The following is a 16,288-nucleotide window of genomic DNA, read 5'->3' as shown; positions in this document are numbered from 1 at the left end:
TTGCGGGCCAGGCGGCCCAAGAACCGCGAAGGATACGTCAGCCTTCAGACGCCCGCCAGCAGCGTCTAACGCCCTATACAAAGTAGCTCAATCGACACAATGGGTTGTCCCCGTGCGATGCATTGCATAGGCTTGCGCGATTGCATGTCCGCGCCAGTCACGGACCGCCTCGAGGAGAGTGAGAATGGGCCTGAATAAACAGTGGATGGAACGCGATCTCGCGGTGTTGTGGCATCCCTGCACCCAGATGAAAGACCACGAGCAACTGCCGCTGATCCCGATCAAGCGCGGCGAAGGCGTCTGGCTGGAAGATTTCGAAGGCAAGCGCTACCTCGACGCCGTCAGTTCCTGGTGGGTCAACGTGTTCGGTCACGCCAACCCGCGCATCAACCAGCGCATCAAGGATCAGGTCGATCAACTGGAGCACGTGATCCTCGCCGGCTTCAGTCATCAACCGGTGATCGAGCTGTCCGAGCGCCTGGTGAAGATGACGCCGGAAGGCCTGACCCGGTGCTTCTACGCCGATAATGGTTCGTCCTGCATCGAAGTCGCATTGAAAATGAGCTTTCACTACTGGCTCAACCGCGACCAGCCGAACAAGAAACGCTTCGTTACCCTGACCAACAGCTACCACGGTGAAACCATGGCGGCGATGTCGGTGGGCGACGTGCCGCTGTTCACCGAAACCTATAAAGCCTTGCTGATGGACACCCTCAAGGTGCCGAGCCCGGATTGCTACCTGCGTCCCGAGGGCATGAGCTGGGAAGAACACTCGCGCAACATGTTCGCGGCGATGGAGCAAACCCTGGCCGAGCACCACGACACGGTCGCGGCGGTGATCGTCGAGCCGCTGATCCAGGGCGCCGGCGGCATGCGCATGTACCACCCGGTGTACCTCAGATTGCTGCGCGAGGCCTGCGACCGCTACGGCGTGCACCTGATCCACGACGAAATCGCCGTGGGCTTCGGTCGTACCGGGACCATGTTCGCCTGCGAGCAGGCCGGCATCCGCCCGGATTTCCTCTGCCTGTCCAAGGCCCTGACCGGCGGTTACCTGCCACTGGCAGCGTGCATGACCACCGACGAGGTCTACAGCGCCTTCTACGACGACTACCCGACCCTGCGCGCCTTCCTGCACTCCCACAGCTACACCGGCAACCCGCTGGCCTGCGCGGCGGCATTGGCGACGCTGGATATCTTCGAAGAAGACAACGTCATCGAGAACAACAAGGCCCTGGCCCAGCGCATGGCCTCCTCCACCGCGCATCTGGTCGATCACTCGAATGTCTCGGAAGTGCGCCAGACCGGCATGGTGCTGGCCATCGAGATGGTCAAGGACAAGGCCACCAAGGAAGCTTATCCGTGGCAGGAACGCCGTGGCTTGAAGGTGTTCCAGCATGCACTGGAACGCGGTGCCTTGCTTCGACCGTTGGGCAGCGTGGTGTATTTCCTGCCGCCTTACGTGATCACTCCCGAGCAGATCGATTTCCTGGCCGAGGTGGCCAGCGAAGGCATCGACATCGCCACCCGCGACAGCGTGAGCGTGGCGGTGCCGAAAGACTTCCATCCGGGTTTCCGTGATCCGGGCTAACCGTCATCGCGTACCCTGTGGCGAGGGGATTTATCCCCGTTGGGCTGCGAAGCGGCCCCAAAAAATGGGACTGCTACGCAGTCCAACGGGGATAAATCCCCTCGCCACAAAAGCAACTCCGATCGAATTCAGTAGAGACCCAACATGAGACTGTCCCGCTTCTTTATCGACGCCCCCCTGAGTACCGGCGAGCACGAGTTGCCCGAAGCCCAGGCCCATTACATAGGCCGCGTACTGCGCATGGCCGAGGGCGATGCGTTGCAGCTGTTCGACGGCTCAGGTCATGAGTTCCGGGCCACGCTGGTGGAAGTCGGCAAGAAACGCGTCGTGGTGCAGATCGATGAAAGCTTCAGCGGCCAGGTCGAGTCGCCCTTGCAGATCCACCTCGGCCAAGGGCTGTCCCGTGGCGAGCGCATGGACTGGGCGATCCAGAAAGCCACCGAATTGGGCGTCAGCGAAATCACACCGATTTTCAGCGAGCGCTGTGAAGTGCGGCTCAAGGACGAACGCGCCGACAAACGCCTGCTGCATTGGCGTCAGGTGGCAATCAGCGCGTGCGAGCAATGTGGGCGTTCAAGGGTGCCGGTGATTCATCCACCGATGCTGCTGGCCGACTGGCTGAAACAGACCCAGGCCGAGTTGAAGCTGGTGCTGCACCCGGTGGCCGAGCCGTTGGTCAGCCATGCCAAGCCTTCGACCCTGGCGTTCCTGATTGGCCCCGAAGGTGGCTTATCGGATGCGGAAGTGGATCAGGCCAAGGGGGCTGGTTTTCATGCGGCACGCCTTGGCCCACGAGTACTGCGCACAGAAACCGCGCCGGTAGTGGCGTTGTCGGTGGCCCAGCAGCTTTGGGGTGATTTCTAGGCCGCTTTCGCGAGCAGGCTCGCTCCCACAGTTGAGCGCATTCCAATGTGGGAGCGAGCCTGCTCGCGAATAGCCGCGACGCGGTCTACTGCACCGGATCACTCACCGGCTTGGCAATGATTGCCTTGAGTTCGCTGGTCATCGGGAATTCAAGGTTCAAACCTTTAGGCGGGATCGGCTGTTCGAACCAGCGCTGGTAAATGCCATTGATTTCCCCTGAGCTATACAGATCGCCCAACGCGCCGTTGACCAGCGCCAGGAATTGCGGATCGTCCTTGCGCACCATGCAGCTGTAGATTTCCCGCGACTGCTCCTCCCCCACCACCACCCACTTGTGCGGATCATGGGCCTTGGCGCGCTCGCCGTAGAGCAGCGCATCGTCCATGTAAAACGCCGCGGCACGGCCCGATTGCAGCATCTGGAAGGCTTCGCCGTGGTCCTTGGCGCTGATCACGAACATGTCGATCTTGTGGTCGAGGTTGTAGCTTTTCAGGAAGCGCTCATTGGTGGTGCCGGCGGTGGTCACCACATTCTTGCCGCGCAGGTCGGCGAAGCTCTTGATGCCACTGTCCTTGGCTGTCAGCAACTGGCCTTTGACGTAGATAAAACCGTAGGAGAACGCCACCTGTTTCTGCCGCTCGGCCGTCACACCCGTCGAGCCGCATTCAAGATCCACGGTGCCGTTCTGCACCAGCGGAATGCGGGTTTGCGAGGTCACCAGGTTGTATTTCACCTTGAGATCCGGCAGCGCCAGTTGCTGCTGGATGCGTTCGACAATCTTGCCCGCCAGATCCACCGAATACCCCATCGGCTGGCCCGTGTGATCACCCACGTAAGAAAACGGTACCGACGCATCGCGATAACCCAACGTGATGGTCTTGGCATTGGCGATCTTGCTCAGGGTGCCGGTCAATGGTGCTTCATTCGCCTGGACCTGACTGCCCAGCAACAGCCCCAGGGTGCAGCCGAGCAACGTGATTTTTTGCATTGTTATTCTCCGTTGTGGGTGTTGGATTGTTTCAGATGCGTGCAGCGATGACGGTGATTTCCACGAGTACCTGTGGGCGAGCCAGTTCGGCCTGCACCGTGGTGCGACTCGGTGCCTGCCCCGGCGACAGCCAGGCCGACCAGACCTCGTTCATCGCGGCAAAATCCTCAGTGATGTTTTTCAGGTAAATAGTCGCGCTGAGCAGATGATCCTTGTCGCTGCCGGCCATGGCCAGCAAGGCGTCGATTTTCGCCAGGACTTCGCGGGTCTGGCCGCCTGCATCCTGGGCATCGCCGGGCACCTGGCCGGAGAGAAACACCAGGTCGCCATAGCTCACGACGCCAGATAGACGTGGGTTGGAGTGAAGTCGGGTAATGGTCATTACAGGGTCCTCTTCAAAAATCAGTCGTTCAGGCGGCCCGGTGGTTAAAACCGAGCAGGTCGATGGAAGGCCGACGCTGGCCGATCAGCTCGCTGAGCAAGCGACCGCTGCCACACGCCAAGGTAAAACCCAACGCGCCATGGCCAAGATTGAGCCACAGGTTGCGATAAGCCGTGGCACCTAGCAGCGGCACGCCACTGGGGGTGGCCGGGCGCATGCCGGCCCACTCCACGGCAGCCTCGTAATGACCGGCATGGGGGAACGTGTCGCGGGCCTGGCGCTTGATCAAGGCCAGACGCTGCGGGTCGATGGCCGGGTCGAAACCGACGATGTCCACCATCGCCGCCACCCGCAGCTGTTCGCCGATGCGGGCGTAAACGATCTTGCGGTCGTAATCGGTGATGCTCACGTCCGGCGCCCGGTGTTCGCTGCCGATGGGCACGGTCAGGCTGTAGCCCTTCAGCGGATAAAGCGGCAGGTGCAGGCCAGGCAATGCCAACAGCGGACTGCGGTGGCCGGCAGCGATGACCAATTGATCGACGGCCATCACTTCCTCGCCCAACTCGATGGCATTGACGCTGCCATTGGCGTGGCGAATCCCGGTCACCGCTTGGCCCAGGCGAAATTCGCAACGACCGGATGCCGTCAGCCGCGCCGCCAGTTGCTGGCAAAAACCGTGGCAGTCGCCGACCTCTTCGTCCGGGGTGTAAATCGCGCCGACAAAGGGTGCATCGGCCAGGGCCGGTTCAAGCGCTGCACACTCGCTCGCCGACAACACCTGCTGCTGTTGCGGATCGGCCAGCTTTTTGCGCGCATGGTCGAAGCTGCCGGCGTTGCGAAAGGTCACCAGTTTGCCGTTGCGCCGCCACTGGAAACCGGCCAGCCCATCGTCCTCGCGCCAGCTTTTCAATGTGCCCTGGCTCAACAGCGCAAGACGCAACAGGTGCCCGGCGTTTTCCCGGTTGACCGAGCTTCGGCACGCGGCAAGGAATGAAGCCATCCAGCACCACTGCACCGGGTCCAGACGCGGGCGCAGCTTCAAGGGCGAATCGCCGCGCAGCATCCAGCCAATGGCTTGCAGCGGCACGCCTGCGTCAGCCAGCGGCGCGACATAGCGATAGGACAACTGGCCGCCGTTGGCGAAACTGGTTTCGCTGCCCAGCGAATCCCGGGCTTCGACCACCGTCACCTCGAAGCCGTCGCGCACCAGCGCATAGGCCGTTGCCAGGCCAATCACGCCGCCGCCGATGATGCACACACGCTGAGCCATGTCCGTCCTTAAAGCCGTTGTGAAGACAAGGCCGAGGTTAGAGCCAGGTGACAGGCGGCGGACAATGAATAAAGATGCCTGACCCATAAACAAAGGTTATGGACTTGCCATGCGTCTTCGTCACATCGAGATTTTCCAGGCCATCCGCCAGACCGGTTCGATCAGTGCGGCCGCGCAATTGCTGCATGTCTCGCAACCGGCGGTGACCAAAGTGCTGCAACACGCCGAGCAGCAGTTGGGTTTCCCGTTGTTCCTGCGGGTACGCGGCAAGTTGCAGGCGACCCCGGAAGCCCTGGAGCTGGAGCGCGAGGTCGACAAGGTCAGCGAAAGCCTGCAAGGCGTGCGACGCCTGGCCCAGAGCCTGCGCCGCGAGCCGGGCCACAGCTTGCGCATCGGCGCCACCCCGGCGCTGGCCCTGTCTTTGCTGCCGCCGGCCATTCACGAGTGGACCGCGCGCTACCCGGATATCGCCTGCGAACTGTCCAGCGCCCATAGTCGCGAACTGGTGCAGAACCTGCTGATGCGCGAAGTGGATGTCACCCTGACCCTGCAACGACCGGATCACCCTGGGCTCAAGGCTCAGGCCCTGGCGTCCGGCGTGCTGGTGGCGCTGGCGCCGAAGGGTTATTGGCAAGAAGAGGACGCCGGTCAACCGCTCTCGCTGATGGCCCTGGCCGATGCCCCCTTGATTGGCTTGTCCAGCGCCGACCCGTTGGCCGCCCGACTGGACAGTTACCTTGAAGCGGTCGAACCGCCTCCCCGGGTGCGCATCGCCGTGCAGACCTATTCACTGGCGCGGGCGATGGTGGAGTCCGGTGCCGGGCTGGCGGTGATCGATCCATTCACCGCACTCGGCGCGTCCCCCGCCACGACGACCATTCGTCCCCTGGCACCGCCGCTGCCGATCACCCTGTACGCAGTGACCCGTGCCGCCGAACCACCGCCGCATACGCTGAACGACCTGTTGCAGATATTCAGTCGCAGGGCTCAGGAACAACTCGATCACCTGATCCCGACACCCTTTTGAATATGGAAACAAACCCCCTGTAGGAGTGAGCCTGCTCGCGATGGCGTCGGGTCAGTAGACATCATCATTGACTGAACCACCGCAATCGCGAGCAGGCTCGCTCCTACAGGGGTTAGAGGACATAAAACCAGATCGCCACAAAGTGCAGCAAACTCCCGGCAATCACGAACAAATGCCAGATCCCGTGGGCATGCCGCAAACGGTCGTCGAGGGCAAAAAAGATGATGCCCACGGTGTAAAACACGCCACCCAACGCCAACCAGGTAAAACCGGCAGCGCCCAGTGCGGCGAGCAATGGCTTGACCGCCACCAGCACGATCCAGCCCATCACCGCGTAAATCACAATCGACAGAATCCGTGCCTCCGAGCGCGGCTTGATCTCTTGCAGGATACCGATCAGCGCCAGCCCCCAGACAATCCCGAACAGCGTCCACCCCCAGGGCCCACGCAGGGTCACCAGGCAGAACGGCGTGTAGCTGCCCGCGATCAACAGGTAAATCGAGAAGTGATCGACCTTCTGCATGATCGCTTTCTTGCGCCCGCGCACGCTGTGGTACACGGTCGATGCGCTGTACAGCACCAGCAGGGTAAAGGCATAGATCGCCATGCTGACAATCTTCCACGGACTGCCGTCGAGGCTGGCGACAACGATCAGCCACACCCCGCCGACAAACGCCGCCACCGCCCCGACCAGATGCGTCCAGGCGTTCAATCTTTCTCCGTGATACATCGTCTACCTACCTTCGAAAATCGTTACCGCAACACGCAAGGCTCAGGCTTGAAGCTTAAAAGCGCAATGTTTCTGATCGTCGCCCTCGCCAATCCGTCGAGCCAAGTGAAGCTCAATTAGGCACAATCAGGTCATTCCAAAAAGAGTCCACCCCATGCTGATCGATGAAGAGTTGACCCTAAAGAAACTCGAGGTGTTCCTGGCCTTCATGCGCACCGGCAATCTGGCCCGGGCTGCCGCCGAGTTGCAGACCAGCAACGTCAGCGTGCATCGGGCGATTCACTCACTGGAAAGCGCCCTGCGCTGCCCTTTGTTCAAGCACGAAGGCCGCAACCTGACCCCCCTGGAAAGCGCTTACGTGCTGGAAGAGCGGGCACAGAAACTGATTCAGGACGTGCTCGAAAGCGTGCGCCTGACCCGCGAGGCGGCTGGATTCTCCGCCGAGCGCTTCAAACTGGGCTCGCTGTATTCGCTGACGGTGAAGACCGTGCCGCAACTGATCATGGGCCTGAAAATTCGCCGTAGCGAACTCAATATCGACCTGATCCTCGGCTCGAATTTCGACCTGTTGTACAAGCTCAAGAACATGGAAGTCGATGCGATCCTGGTGTCCCTGGACGACAGCATCAACGACCCGGACCTGGAACACCTGCCGCTGTTCTCCGACGATATATTCCTGGCCACCCCGGCGGATTCGAAGTTTGCACAACGAAGCGAAGTCGACCTGGCCGAAGTCCGCGACGAAACCTTCATCACCTTGACCCAGGGCTTCGCCACACATCAGGACGGCAATCGAGTGTTCAATCAGGCGGGGTTCGAGCCAAAGGTGGCCATGCAGGTCAACGACATCTTCACCCTGCTGAGCATGGTCAGCTCGGGCGTTGGGTATGCGTTGCTGCCGGGGAGGATTGCGGCGGTTTACGAGAATCGGGTGAAGCTGATTCCGTTGCAGGAGAAGTATCGACTGCAGCAGCACATTGGCGTGGTGTTTCTGAAAGCCAAGGAGAGGGATCCGAATCTGCTGGCGTTGCTGGCGGAGTGTCGGATGTATGCCAATCGCCAGGCGTAAGACCGAGTCGCGCCCTTCGCGAGCAGGCTCGCTCCCACATTGGAATGCAATCCCTTGTGGGAGCGAGCCTGCTCGCGAAGGCGTCAGACCATTCAACAATAATCCGACGAGTTAACCCACAATCCCGCGAACAATGAAATACAGCAACGACGGCCCCAGCAAGCACCCAAGCCCGGTATGGAAGGTCGCGGTCAACGCCCCATAAGGCACCAACCGCCGATCCGTCGCCGCCAGCCCCGCCGTCACACCGCTGACGGTCCCGGCCAAGCCACCGAACACCATCGCGGACCGTGGGTTATCCAGGCCCATCCAGCGCGCCGCCACCGGCGTGCCGACCATCACCAGAATCGCCTTGATCAACCCGGTGGCAATCGACAACGCCATCACATCCGAGGTCGCGCCAATTGCTGCACCCGTCACCGGGCCGACGATGTAAGTCACCGCGCCTGCGCCAATGGTGGTCATGCTGATTGCATCACGATAACCGAACGCCCAGGCCATGCACGCCCCGACAATGAACGGCAGCACCGTGCCCAGCAGCAGTGCGATCACGCCGATCAACCCGGCCTTTTTCGCTTCGGTGGCCTGCACTTCGAACGCCGTGGCGACGATGGCGAAGTCCCGCAGCATGGCGCCGCCCATCAGGCCGATGCCGGAAAACAACGTCAGGTCCGCCAGGCCTTTTTGCCCGCCGGTCATCGTGCCGCCGACCCAGGCCAGGACCAGGCCGATGACGATGGCTATCGCCGAGCCGTGAATGCGCCCGAAGGTCAGGCGTTTCGATAGGATGACCGACACCCACATGATCACGCCGACGAAGGCGAATGCAGTGACCAGACCGTTATGTTCCAGGCCTTTCTCGATGAGATCCCACATATCAGCGACCTCCTACAGGTGTGCCGACGGGAGAGATTTCCGTCGGTTCGTCGGGCAAGGGTTCGCCCTTGTGGGTCCGGCTGATCAAGGCAATGGTGCAACCGCACACCACCACCGAACCGATCGCCGCCAGTACCGCCACCGGGCCGCCGTGCAGGGCCGTGACCACGTTCTGTTGCGCCGCCATCGCCACCACCACCGGAATGTACATGGCACCCCAGAAGCCGACGCCCATCTCGCAATCCCTGGTCATGCCGCCGCGTTTCTGCATCCACAGCCGCGCGCAGATCAACAGGATCATCGCGATCCCGACCCCGCCGACGTTGGATTTGACGCCCAGCAACACGCCGAGCATGTCGCCCATGATCACCCCTGCCAGCGTACAGATCGCCAACAGCGCCACACCGTAAATAATCATTGTTGTTGTCCTCAAAGTGCATCGTCGAATGTTGTTTTTGTTGTTCGAAGGCCTGAGTCGGTGATCTAGGGTTGGCGGCTTCCCTCCTCACGCAACAGCGACTGCAGGGTATCGAGCCGGGCACCGTCGAAAGCAATCACGGTACCCTGCTCGAACACCCGGCGCGCCAGCCCGGTCAGCACCGCACCGGGCGGCAGTTCGATTTGTAGACGCACGCCACGCTCGTAGGCGCTTTGTACCGTGCCGCGCCAATCCACCACGCGGCACATGTTGTAAGCCAGGTCGTCGCGCAAGGCTTCGATGTGAGTGACGGGCCGGGCGCGACTGCCGCTGAGATAGCCCAATACCGGTGTTTTCAATTGCACACTGGCGAAGGCTTCAGCCAACATCTTTGCCGGTTTTTCCAGCAGCGGGCAGTGCGATGGCACGCTGACCGCCAGGCGCTTGGCCAGGCCGGCGCCACGTTTTTTCGCCAGCTCGGCCACCGCTTTCATCGCACCGTCATTGCCGGCAATCACCACCTGGTTATCGGCGTTGATGTTGGCCAGGTAAACCGGCGAATCAACGCGGTGAACCTGCGCCAGCAAGCCTTCCACCGTTGCCAGATCCAGACCGATGATCGCGGTCATGCCGTAGCCCTGTGGATAAGCCTGCTGCATCAGCTCACCGCGCAGGCTGACCAGATGCAGTGCATCGCTGAAACCCAAAGCCCCGGCCACCACCGCCGCCGGATAAGCACCAATGGACAACCCGGCGACGTAATCCGCCGGCATCGCCAACTGCCGCGAAGCCGCCACGCCGGCGATCAACAGGCACAGCTGCACGGCCCTTGTCGATTGCAACGCCTCGGGTGAATCCAGCCGCGAGACATCCTCACCGAGCACGTCGCTGGCCTCGTCCAGGGTTTCCCGAACCACATGCCGGAGCATGCCCGGCTGCTGCGCGCCTTGCCCCGGGAACACCAGCAAGCTGCTCACGCTGCCTGCTCCTGCGGGTTCCACGGATCGATGACCAGACAAGCCTGGGTGGCATTCTTGAGCAGCACCCGACCCGAAGATCCGGCCCATTCGCGCAAGGCGACAGCGCCCAATGGCATCTGCAATTGCATGTCCACCGCACACTCAACTGAATCGAGCACCCTCAACAGTTCCCGCGCTTGAACACGTGACAGGGGTTGTGGCGTGCGCAGAATCAGATCCAGGTCGCTGCCCTCGTGCAGGGCGGAAAATCCACTGGCCAGTTCAAACCCGGCGCTGCCACTCACCCCCCAAATCCAACCGCAAGCATCGAGCAATGGACGCAAGTGTTTCAGCGCCCGAACGGCCGGCAAGTCCCGGCCGATATCGACATGGCAGAGCTGTTCCGGCCGTACCCGGCGCGAGACAGCGGCGATCGCCATCGACGTTGCATAACGCTGCTCACGCAAACGCCCACGCACGCCGACCGCCACCTGCCCCACCGCCGATACCGCACGGCGCACCACCACCGGTTGCCCGGCATCGAGCGATGCAATCGCCCACGCAGGCGCATCCTCAGGCAGCTGCCCCGGGGTCATGCCCCAGAGCAGGTCATGGGCCATGAGCGCGCTCACCACTGCGCTCTCAACAGTTGGCGAACATGGCTCGAGGCCGCACGGTTGCTGGCGCCTAAACGGCTGCTCAGGTCACGGCCCTTCTCGGCGACATCGCCAATGGCCTGGGTCAGGCATTGCGACACACGACTCAGATCGGCGGCGGTTGGCTGCTCGATCTGATCCACCGACAGGGTTTCCCAGAGCAGGCCGAGGCTGGCATAGCTGTCGATGTCATAGGCCATCGGCGGCACGCTGGCGGCCAGGGTTTCCAATTCCTCGACACTGCGCAGCGTTACCCGCGCTGCCGACGCCTTACCCATGGCATGCACCATCACCCCCGGGTCACGCAGGGCGATCAAGCGGTTGGCCTGGTAGCCGTGCGCCAGGAAGGCGCCGGACATGGCCTTGCCCACCAGCAACCCGATCACGGCATGCCCGGCCAGACGAGCGCGGGCATAGCTGTCCGCCGCACCGGCCAGGGCCTGATGAATCCCGAGCGCTTCTTCGCGGCGACCATAAGCCTGGCTCGGCACATCGACGATGGCGATCAAGGCGCGCTTGTGCGGTTTATCCGAGTCAGCTGCGATGACTTCATCCACAGCCTTGGCCAAACCCCAGCCTTCGAGTAGACCAACCTCGCCGTTGCGGGCGCGGACGAAACGGTTGTCGGGATCGGCCACCACGGCGAGAAATCGCACGGATTGATCGCCCAAAAAACCATCGGCCACTTTCAACGAAGCTGGCAAACCGCCGACCGGTTTGGCATCGCCACTCAAGGCGTTGAACCAGTTCAAGCCCCTGAGGGAATACGCACTCATGAGCGATCTCCTTGATACAGGTCGCGAACCGTCGCCGGTTCGATTTGCGGTTCGGCATCCAGACGCGCCAACCGTTGCAGGTACAGATCGGCCTGCCCGCTACGCTGATGCGCTGGCAAACCTTGCTTGAGCAACTCGCCGACCTGCTGGCGGATCTGCGCCACGTCATCTTCGGCGTAGCGATCCACCAGCCCCGTGGCGAAACGTTGCTCGCCACCGGTCAGGCTCCAGATGAAGGGGCGGTCGCGGGAATCGTATTCGTCGAGTCCGGCTTCCTGTTCGATCACCTGCGGACCGTTCAAACCCAGGCGCGCTTCCTGAGTCACCACCAGGTAGCTGCACAACCCGGCGGCAATCGACATGCCTCCGAAGCAACCGACGCTGCCTGCAACCACGCCAATCACAGGCTGGTACTGGCGCAAATCGACAATCGCCGCGTGGATATCGGCAATCGCCGCCAAGCCGAGGTTGGCCTCCTGCAAGCGCACGCCACCGGTTTCCAACAGCAGTACGGCGCGGGTCGGAATGCCGTTGCGGTTATCTTCGGCGGCCAGCTCCAGCGCACCGGCGATTTTCGCCCCGCCGACCTCACCGAGACTGCCACCCTGGAATGCACCTTCGATGGCAGCGATTACCACCGGCAAACCGTCGAGGCTGCCCTTGGCGATCACCACGCCGTCATCGGCTTGCGGCACCACGCCCTGACGCGACAGCCAGGGCGACATGACCCGCTGAAACGGATCGATCAATTCACGAAAGGTGCCGGCATCGAGCAGGGCCTTCGCCCGTTGCCGGGCACCGAGCTCGACGAAGCTGTGTTTGTTGAGAAGTGCGGCACTGTCAGTCATGGCCGATCTCCTCGAAGCCCTGTTCCAGACGCAAGCGCACCACGCCGGGGGTGGCGCCGAAATCGTGGATATCGATGTCCATCGCCGATGGCATCTGGCCGTCGAACATCCGCGCAAACAGGTGCTGCCAGCGCTGTTCGCTGCCGTTGACCGAGGTCTGTACGGTGATCGTCAGCTTGCCGGGTTGACCCGGCTGGATCAGCACTTCCAGATCGCCCGAGCCGACACAGCCCACCAGCGTGCGACCGCGTGGCGGCTGCCCGGCGGGGAATTCAAAGGATAAGGTTTCCATCAGTAAGCTCCCTGAATGAGGCAGTCACCCGACTCGATACGGTCGATGAACAGGCAGGCGGCGAGCAGGTCGGCAGCGCCACCGGGCGAGGCATTCATTGCGATCAGTTGTTGGTCCAGCTCATGCAAGCGGCGACGGCCCATCAGGCTGGCACTGCCGCCTGCATCGAGCACCGCTTGGGCACCGCGTTGCATGGTGTGCAGGCCTTCTTCCCCGGCGCGGTACAGCACGCAGGTGTCGGACAGGTCCGTCATGATCGCCAGCAGTGCATCGAGCCGGGCGTTCTGCTCGCCATGGCCGGCGGCGCGGCTGCGTTTGAGTTGCGGCAGAGCGCGTTGGATGACTGACGGGAAACCGAGTTGCGCTTCTTCACGGGCACCCCGCGCACCATAACGCTGGGCGACTTGTGCGCCGTGGCTGAGCGGACGCGGCATGTAGCGGTCATCGAGCAAGGCCAGGCGGGCGGCGCGCAAAGCGATGGAGCCGGCGCCGTTGGCTTCAGGTTCCAGGGCAACCGCAGCCACCAGCAGGCCCAAGGCCCAGATCGCGCCACGGTGAGTGTTCACGCCATGGGTGGTGGCGAGCATCGCCTCCTCCCCTTCGCGGCCAATCAGGCCAATGGCTTCACGCAGCGGCAAGCCGATTTCGCCAATCGAGAGGGCCGCCTCGGCCATTTCCTTGAACGCCGGCCACAAGGCCAGCGCCGAGGCGTGCATCAGCCCAAGGTGCAAATCGGAGTGAGCACCACTGCCACGACGGTCGACCAGCGCCGGTTTCGGCGACAGGTCCGCTTCGTCGATCAGCGCGTCCACCGCCAGATCAGCCAGCCGTTCAGCCAGGCTTATGGTTTTCGGTTGCAGGTTGAATGCGTGCATTACCAGCTCCTGAACTTGGCGGGCGGGTTGTAGAGGCCACCGGACCACTCCACCAGATCGGCCACGCTTTTGGCGGCGAGCAATTCGCGGGTGGCGTCGGTGCGGCGGATGCCCAAGTCTTCGGGCAAGGCGATCAAGCCTTCGCGGCGCATGCGCGCGGTGTCTTTGGGGTTATGACGCAGGCCGATGGCGGTCACCCCGGCCACGGCGGCGATCATCGCCTGGCGTTCTTCCAGGGAACGGGCCTTGTACAGGTAGGCGATGCCTTCTTCAGTGAGCAGGTGGGTGACGTCGTCGCCATACACCATGATCGGCGCCAGCGGCATGCCGCTTTTCTTCGCCACGTCGATGGCGTCGAGGGTCTCGACGAAGGTCGGTTTGCCGCCTTCCTGGAAGGTTTCGACCATTTGCACCACGAGCTTCTTACCGCGTTCGAGCATCGGTTCGGCGACGTCGGTGTGGCGCATGTCGAGCCAGGCCGGCGTACCGTGGCGACGACCGCGTGGGTCGTGGCCCATGTTCGGCGCCCCACCGAAACCGGCCAGGCGCCCACGGGTCACGGTGGAGGAATGGCCGTCGCCATCGACTTGCAAAGTGGCGCCGATGAACAGGTCCACCGCGTATTGCCCGGCCAGCTGGCTGAACATCCGGTTGGAACGCAGGGAGCCGTCGCGCCCGGTGAAGAACACGTCGGGCCGGGCGGCGATGTAGTTTTCCATCCCCAGTTCGGTGCCGAAGCAGTGCACGCTTTCGACCCAGCCGCTTTCGATGGCTGGGATGAGCGTCGGGTGCGGGTTGAGGGTCCAGTTGCGGCAGATCTTGCCTTTCAGGCCGAGGGATTCGCCGTAGGTGGGCAGGATCAGTTCGATGGCGGCGGTGTTGAAGCCGATGCCGTGATTGAGCGACTGCACGTTGTGTTTTTCGTAGATCCCGCGAATCGCCATCATCGCCATCAGTACGTGCACCGGCTTGATGTGCCGTGGGTCGCGGGTGAACAACGGCTCGATGTAGAACGGCTTGTCGGCGACCACCACGAAATCAACCCAGGATGCCGGGATGTCGACCCGGGGCAGGTCGCTGACGTCATCCACCAACTGGTTGACCTGGACGATGACGATGCCGTCGCTGAAGGCTGCCGGTTCGATCAGTGCTGGCGTGTCTTCAGTGCTGGGCCCGGTGTAGATGTTGCCGGCGCGGTCGGCCATGAAACCGGCCGAAAGCACGACGTTGGGAATCAGGTCCACCACCAGTCGTGCGTAGAGTTCGATGTAGGTGTGGATCGCGCCGATTTCCAGCAGGCCGTCTTCGAGCAACTGGCTGATGCGCAGGCTTTGGGTGCCGGCGAAGGAAAAGTCGAGCTTGCGGGCGATGCCGCGTTCGAACAGGTCCAGATGCTCGGCGCGACCGACGCTGGGCATGATCATGTGCAGGTCATGCAGCCTGGCCGGATCAACCTTGGCCAGGGAGCGGGAAAGAAAATCCGCCTGCTTCTGGTTGTTGCCTTCGAGCACCACTCGGTCGCCGGGCAGGATCAACGCCTCCAGCGCCGCCACGATCTTGTCGGTGGGCAACACCACACCATCGGCAAGGCCCTTGACCAACGCCAGACGCCGCTGCTTCTCGCTGCGCCGCCGCGTCCATCGCGAGTCGGGGGATATTGTTGTTGTCATGACCACTCCACGGGTTCGCTGTCGTGGGGGTCACAGTAGGAGGGTTGGGTGGGGGTATCAATCAAGCTGGGTGGTGGATTGTTACGCTCAAGTTAATGGTTGTTCGAGCCGACGCCTTCGCGAGCAGGCTCGCTCCCACAATGGGTTGGCGGCGTTCACAAAACCTGTGGGAGCGAGCCTGCTCGCGAAAGGGCCGGCACAATCACAGCAGTTCTCAATGCCGGAACGAGTGATCGATAAGTCCCAAAAGAGGACCGATCGGTCCCACTTTGGGAATCTTCAGCTGTGGTTTTTTGTTTAAAAGCTTGTCGACAGGAAGGGGCAGCGGCTACGTAATCTTGCGTCGCTACCTACAACAATGCCGGAGCCCGCTGACTGGTGGGCTTTTGCGCTGATCTTTATCGTTTGGGTGTCGCTGCAAATTAAGCGACCGGGTTTGGAACCCCGAAAAAATGGAGCTGCTAAAACTCATTATTCGGAGCTTCACCATGTTCAAAGCTACTCCCACACCTTCGGAAACCGATCCCGATTCCCATGCATCCCTCGAAGCCGAAAAGCTCAAGGAAGCCGCCGACCGCGCCTTCTCCCACTATTTCCCGCCCTCTCACGAAAAACCGGCCAGGCGCCAAAAATTCCAGCTCTTCACTGTCTCTCCCGATATCGGCACCGAAGCGCTGCTGGCCAACGCCTCCGAAGACCTGTTGTCCATCAGTGCCATCGCGGCGGATCTAGCGGACGATGTGGAAGGTTCGCGCCGCTCGGTGGCCTTGGCGCTGAGCAGGATGGCTGATGGGGTGCACTTATTGGTGGAGCGGGCGCTGGATCAGCATGAGACGTTGGCTGAGGCCAAGGTTTAACGCAGCCCCCTTTGTGGCGAGGGGATTTATCCCCGTTCGGCTGCGAAGCAGTCGTAAATCCGGAAACCTCATTCTGTTTGAATGGACGCTGGGGGCCGCTTCGCGACCCAACGGGGATAAATCCCCTCGCCACAGGGGCC

Annotated in this window: 18 protein-coding genes; 5 read left to right on the top strand and 13 right to left on the bottom strand. The window is 62.1% G+C overall.

Translation table 11 applies throughout. The annotated features are described in order from the left end of the window. Window positions 1-184 precede the first annotated feature (184 nt). Window positions 185-1,591 carry an adenosylmethionine--8-amino-7-oxononanoate transaminase gene (locus HNQ83_RS02160; protein ID WP_175387448.1) on the top strand — a complete coding sequence of 469 codons (1,407 nt, stop codon included), beginning with the start codon at window positions 185-187 and terminating at the stop codon, window positions 1,589-1,591. Window positions 1,592-1,735: 144 nt separating this feature from the next. Next, a complete protein-coding gene (locus HNQ83_RS02155) occupies window positions 1,736-2,455 on the top strand; it encodes a 16S rRNA (uracil(1498)-N(3))-methyltransferase (RefSeq protein WP_175387447.1) in 720 nt (239 codons plus the stop codon). A gap of 85 nt (window positions 2,456-2,540) precedes the next feature. Here HNQ83_RS02155 and HNQ83_RS02150 read toward each other — a convergent pair whose 3' ends face one another. Genes HNQ83_RS02150 through HNQ83_RS02140 form a run of 3 tightly spaced genes read right to left on the bottom strand, consistent with a single transcriptional unit; the run spans window position 2,541 to window position 5,095 of the window. Further along, on the bottom strand, window positions 2,541-3,443 hold the full coding sequence (locus tag HNQ83_RS02150) for a transporter substrate-binding domain-containing protein (RefSeq protein ID WP_175387446.1): 903 nt from the start codon (window positions 3,441-3,443) through the stop codon (window positions 2,541-2,543). A gap of 31 nt (window positions 3,444-3,474) precedes the next feature. Beyond that, a complete protein-coding gene (locus HNQ83_RS02145) occupies window positions 3,475-3,825 on the bottom strand; it encodes a RidA family protein (RefSeq protein ID WP_175387445.1) in 351 nt (116 codons plus the stop codon). 28 nt (window positions 3,826-3,853) lie between these two features. Beyond that, complete coding sequence (locus tag HNQ83_RS02140) at window positions 3,854-5,095, bottom strand: D-amino acid dehydrogenase (protein ID WP_175387444.1); 1,242 nt, start codon at window positions 5,093-5,095, stop codon at window positions 3,854-3,856. Between the two features lie 109 nt (window positions 5,096-5,204). On the opposite strand from HNQ83_RS02140, the gene HNQ83_RS02135 reads away from it, so the two are divergent. Further along, window positions 5,205-6,122, top strand: a complete 918-nt coding sequence (locus HNQ83_RS02135) for a LysR family transcriptional regulator (RefSeq protein ID WP_175387443.1) — start codon at window positions 5,205-5,207, stop codon at window positions 6,120-6,122. 112 nt (window positions 6,123-6,234) lie between these two features. On the opposite strand, the gene HNQ83_RS02130 is transcribed toward HNQ83_RS02135, so the two are convergent. Next, window positions 6,235-6,852 (bottom strand): hemolysin III family protein, encoded by a 618-nt coding sequence (locus HNQ83_RS02130; RefSeq protein ID WP_175387442.1) that lies wholly within the window; start codon window positions 6,850-6,852, stop codon window positions 6,235-6,237. 154 nt (window positions 6,853-7,006) lie between these two features. Here HNQ83_RS02130 and HNQ83_RS02125 point away from each other — a divergent pair, with 154 nt between their 5' ends. Next, window positions 7,007-7,921, top strand: coding sequence for a LysR substrate-binding domain-containing protein (locus HNQ83_RS02125; RefSeq protein WP_175387441.1), 915 nt, complete (start codon window positions 7,007-7,009; stop codon window positions 7,919-7,921). A gap of 111 nt (window positions 7,922-8,032) precedes the next feature. Here the strand turns inward: HNQ83_RS02125 and madM are convergent, their stop codons facing one another. The 9 genes from madM to mdcA form a co-directional block, all read right to left on the bottom strand. After that, a complete protein-coding gene (gene madM, locus HNQ83_RS02120; RefSeq protein ID WP_175387440.1) occupies window positions 8,033-8,797 on the bottom strand; it encodes a malonate transporter subunit MadM in 765 nt (254 codons plus the stop codon). A gap of 1 nt (window position 8,798) precedes the next feature. After that, window positions 8,799-9,215, bottom strand: coding sequence for a malonate transporter subunit MadL (madL, locus tag HNQ83_RS02115; protein WP_175387439.1), 417 nt, complete (start codon window positions 9,213-9,215; stop codon window positions 8,799-8,801). A 65-nt stretch (window positions 9,216-9,280) separates the two neighbouring features. Beyond that, the gene (mdcH, locus tag HNQ83_RS02110; protein WP_175387438.1) at window positions 9,281-10,192 is read right to left on the bottom strand and encodes a malonate decarboxylase subunit epsilon; all 912 of its coding nucleotides are present in this window, start codon (window positions 10,190-10,192) and stop codon (window positions 9,281-9,283) included. Beyond that, window positions 10,189-10,809: a malonate decarboxylase holo-ACP synthase gene (locus HNQ83_RS02105; RefSeq protein ID WP_175387437.1), complete on the bottom strand. Its 621-nt coding sequence runs from the start codon at window positions 10,807-10,809 to the stop codon at window positions 10,189-10,191. The genes mdcH and HNQ83_RS02105 overlap by 4 nt, the downstream gene beginning before the upstream one ends. Beyond that, window positions 10,803-11,606 (bottom strand): biotin-independent malonate decarboxylase subunit gamma, encoded by an 804-nt coding sequence (gene mdcE, locus HNQ83_RS02100; RefSeq protein WP_175387436.1) that lies wholly within the window; start codon window positions 11,604-11,606, stop codon window positions 10,803-10,805. Before mdcE ends, HNQ83_RS02105 begins: the two co-directional genes overlap by 7 nt. Further along, window positions 11,603-12,454 (bottom strand): biotin-independent malonate decarboxylase subunit beta, encoded by an 852-nt coding sequence (locus HNQ83_RS02095; RefSeq protein WP_175387435.1) that lies wholly within the window; start codon window positions 12,452-12,454, stop codon window positions 11,603-11,605. Before HNQ83_RS02095 ends, mdcE begins: the two co-directional genes overlap by 4 nt. Further along, a complete protein-coding gene (locus HNQ83_RS02090) occupies window positions 12,447-12,746 on the bottom strand; it encodes a malonate decarboxylase subunit delta (protein WP_096514425.1) in 300 nt (99 codons plus the stop codon). Before HNQ83_RS02090 ends, HNQ83_RS02095 begins: the two co-directional genes overlap by 8 nt. After that, entirely contained in the window at window positions 12,746-13,621 is an 876-nt protein-coding gene (locus HNQ83_RS02085; protein WP_175387434.1) for a triphosphoribosyl-dephospho-CoA synthase, read from the bottom strand. The genes HNQ83_RS02090 and HNQ83_RS02085 overlap by 1 nt, the downstream gene beginning before the upstream one ends. Then, on the bottom strand, window positions 13,621-15,291 hold the full coding sequence (mdcA, locus tag HNQ83_RS02080; RefSeq protein ID WP_175387433.1) for a malonate decarboxylase subunit alpha: 1,671 nt from the start codon (window positions 15,289-15,291) through the stop codon (window positions 13,621-13,623). The genes HNQ83_RS02085 and mdcA overlap by 1 nt, the downstream gene beginning before the upstream one ends. Window positions 15,292-15,779: 488 nt before the next feature. Between mdcA and HNQ83_RS02075 the strand changes: the two genes are divergently transcribed. Beyond that, window positions 15,780-16,148, top strand: coding sequence for a DUF6124 family protein (locus tag HNQ83_RS02075; protein ID WP_175387432.1), 369 nt, complete (start codon window positions 15,780-15,782; stop codon window positions 16,146-16,148). The last annotated feature ends 140 nt before the right edge of the window (window positions 16,149-16,288 follow it).

It is taken from the genome of Pseudomonas sp. C2B4 (genome assembly GCF_013359695.1).
Taxonomy (GTDB): domain Bacteria; phylum Pseudomonadota; class Gammaproteobacteria; order Pseudomonadales; family Pseudomonadaceae; genus Aquipseudomonas.
This window is presented reverse-complemented; position numbering and strand designations above follow the sequence as displayed.

Excerpts from the sequence above, each read along its gene's own strand:
- HNQ83_RS02125 (WP_175387441.1), top strand. The coding sequence starts at position 7,007 with ATGCTGATCGATGAAGAGTTGACCCTAAAGAAACTCGAGGTGTTCCTG.
- HNQ83_RS02135 (WP_175387443.1), top strand. The coding sequence starts at position 5,205 with ATGCGTCTTCGTCACATCGAGATTTTCCAGGCCATCCGCCAGACCGGT.
- HNQ83_RS02090 (WP_096514425.1), bottom strand. The coding sequence starts at position 12,746 with ATGGAAACCTTATCCTTTGAATTCCCCGCCGGGCAGCCGCCACGCGGT.
- mdcA (WP_175387433.1), bottom strand. The coding sequence starts at position 15,291 with ATGACAACAACAATATCCCCCGACTCGCGATGGACGCGGCGGCGCAGC.
- HNQ83_RS02150 (WP_175387446.1), bottom strand. The coding sequence starts at position 3,443 with ATGCAAAAAATCACGTTGCTCGGCTGCACCCTGGGGCTGTTGCTGGGC.
- HNQ83_RS02095 (WP_175387435.1), bottom strand. The coding sequence starts at position 12,454 with ATGACTGACAGTGCCGCACTTCTCAACAAACACAGCTTCGTCGAGCTC.
- HNQ83_RS02140 (WP_175387444.1), bottom strand. The coding sequence starts at position 5,095 with ATGGCTCAGCGTGTGTGCATCATCGGCGGCGGCGTGATTGGCCTGGCA.
- HNQ83_RS02075 (WP_175387432.1), top strand. The coding sequence starts at position 15,780 with ATGTTCAAAGCTACTCCCACACCTTCGGAAACCGATCCCGATTCCCAT.
- mdcE (WP_175387436.1), bottom strand. The coding sequence starts at position 11,606 with ATGAGTGCGTATTCCCTCAGGGGCTTGAACTGGTTCAACGCCTTGAGT.
- madL (WP_175387439.1), bottom strand. The coding sequence starts at position 9,215 with ATGATTATTTACGGTGTGGCGCTGTTGGCGATCTGTACGCTGGCAGGG.
- HNQ83_RS02160 (WP_175387448.1), top strand. The coding sequence starts at position 185 with ATGGGCCTGAATAAACAGTGGATGGAACGCGATCTCGCGGTGTTGTGG.
- HNQ83_RS02145 (WP_175387445.1), bottom strand. The coding sequence starts at position 3,825 with ATGACCATTACCCGACTTCACTCCAACCCACGTCTATCTGGCGTCGTG.
- HNQ83_RS02155 (WP_175387447.1), top strand. The coding sequence starts at position 1,736 with ATGAGACTGTCCCGCTTCTTTATCGACGCCCCCCTGAGTACCGGCGAG.
- HNQ83_RS02130 (WP_175387442.1), bottom strand. The coding sequence starts at position 6,852 with ATGTATCACGGAGAAAGATTGAACGCCTGGACGCATCTGGTCGGGGCG.
- madM (WP_175387440.1), bottom strand. The coding sequence starts at position 8,797 with ATGTGGGATCTCATCGAGAAAGGCCTGGAACATAACGGTCTGGTCACT.
- HNQ83_RS02085 (WP_175387434.1), bottom strand. The coding sequence starts at position 13,621 with ATGCACGCATTCAACCTGCAACCGAAAACCATAAGCCTGGCTGAACGG.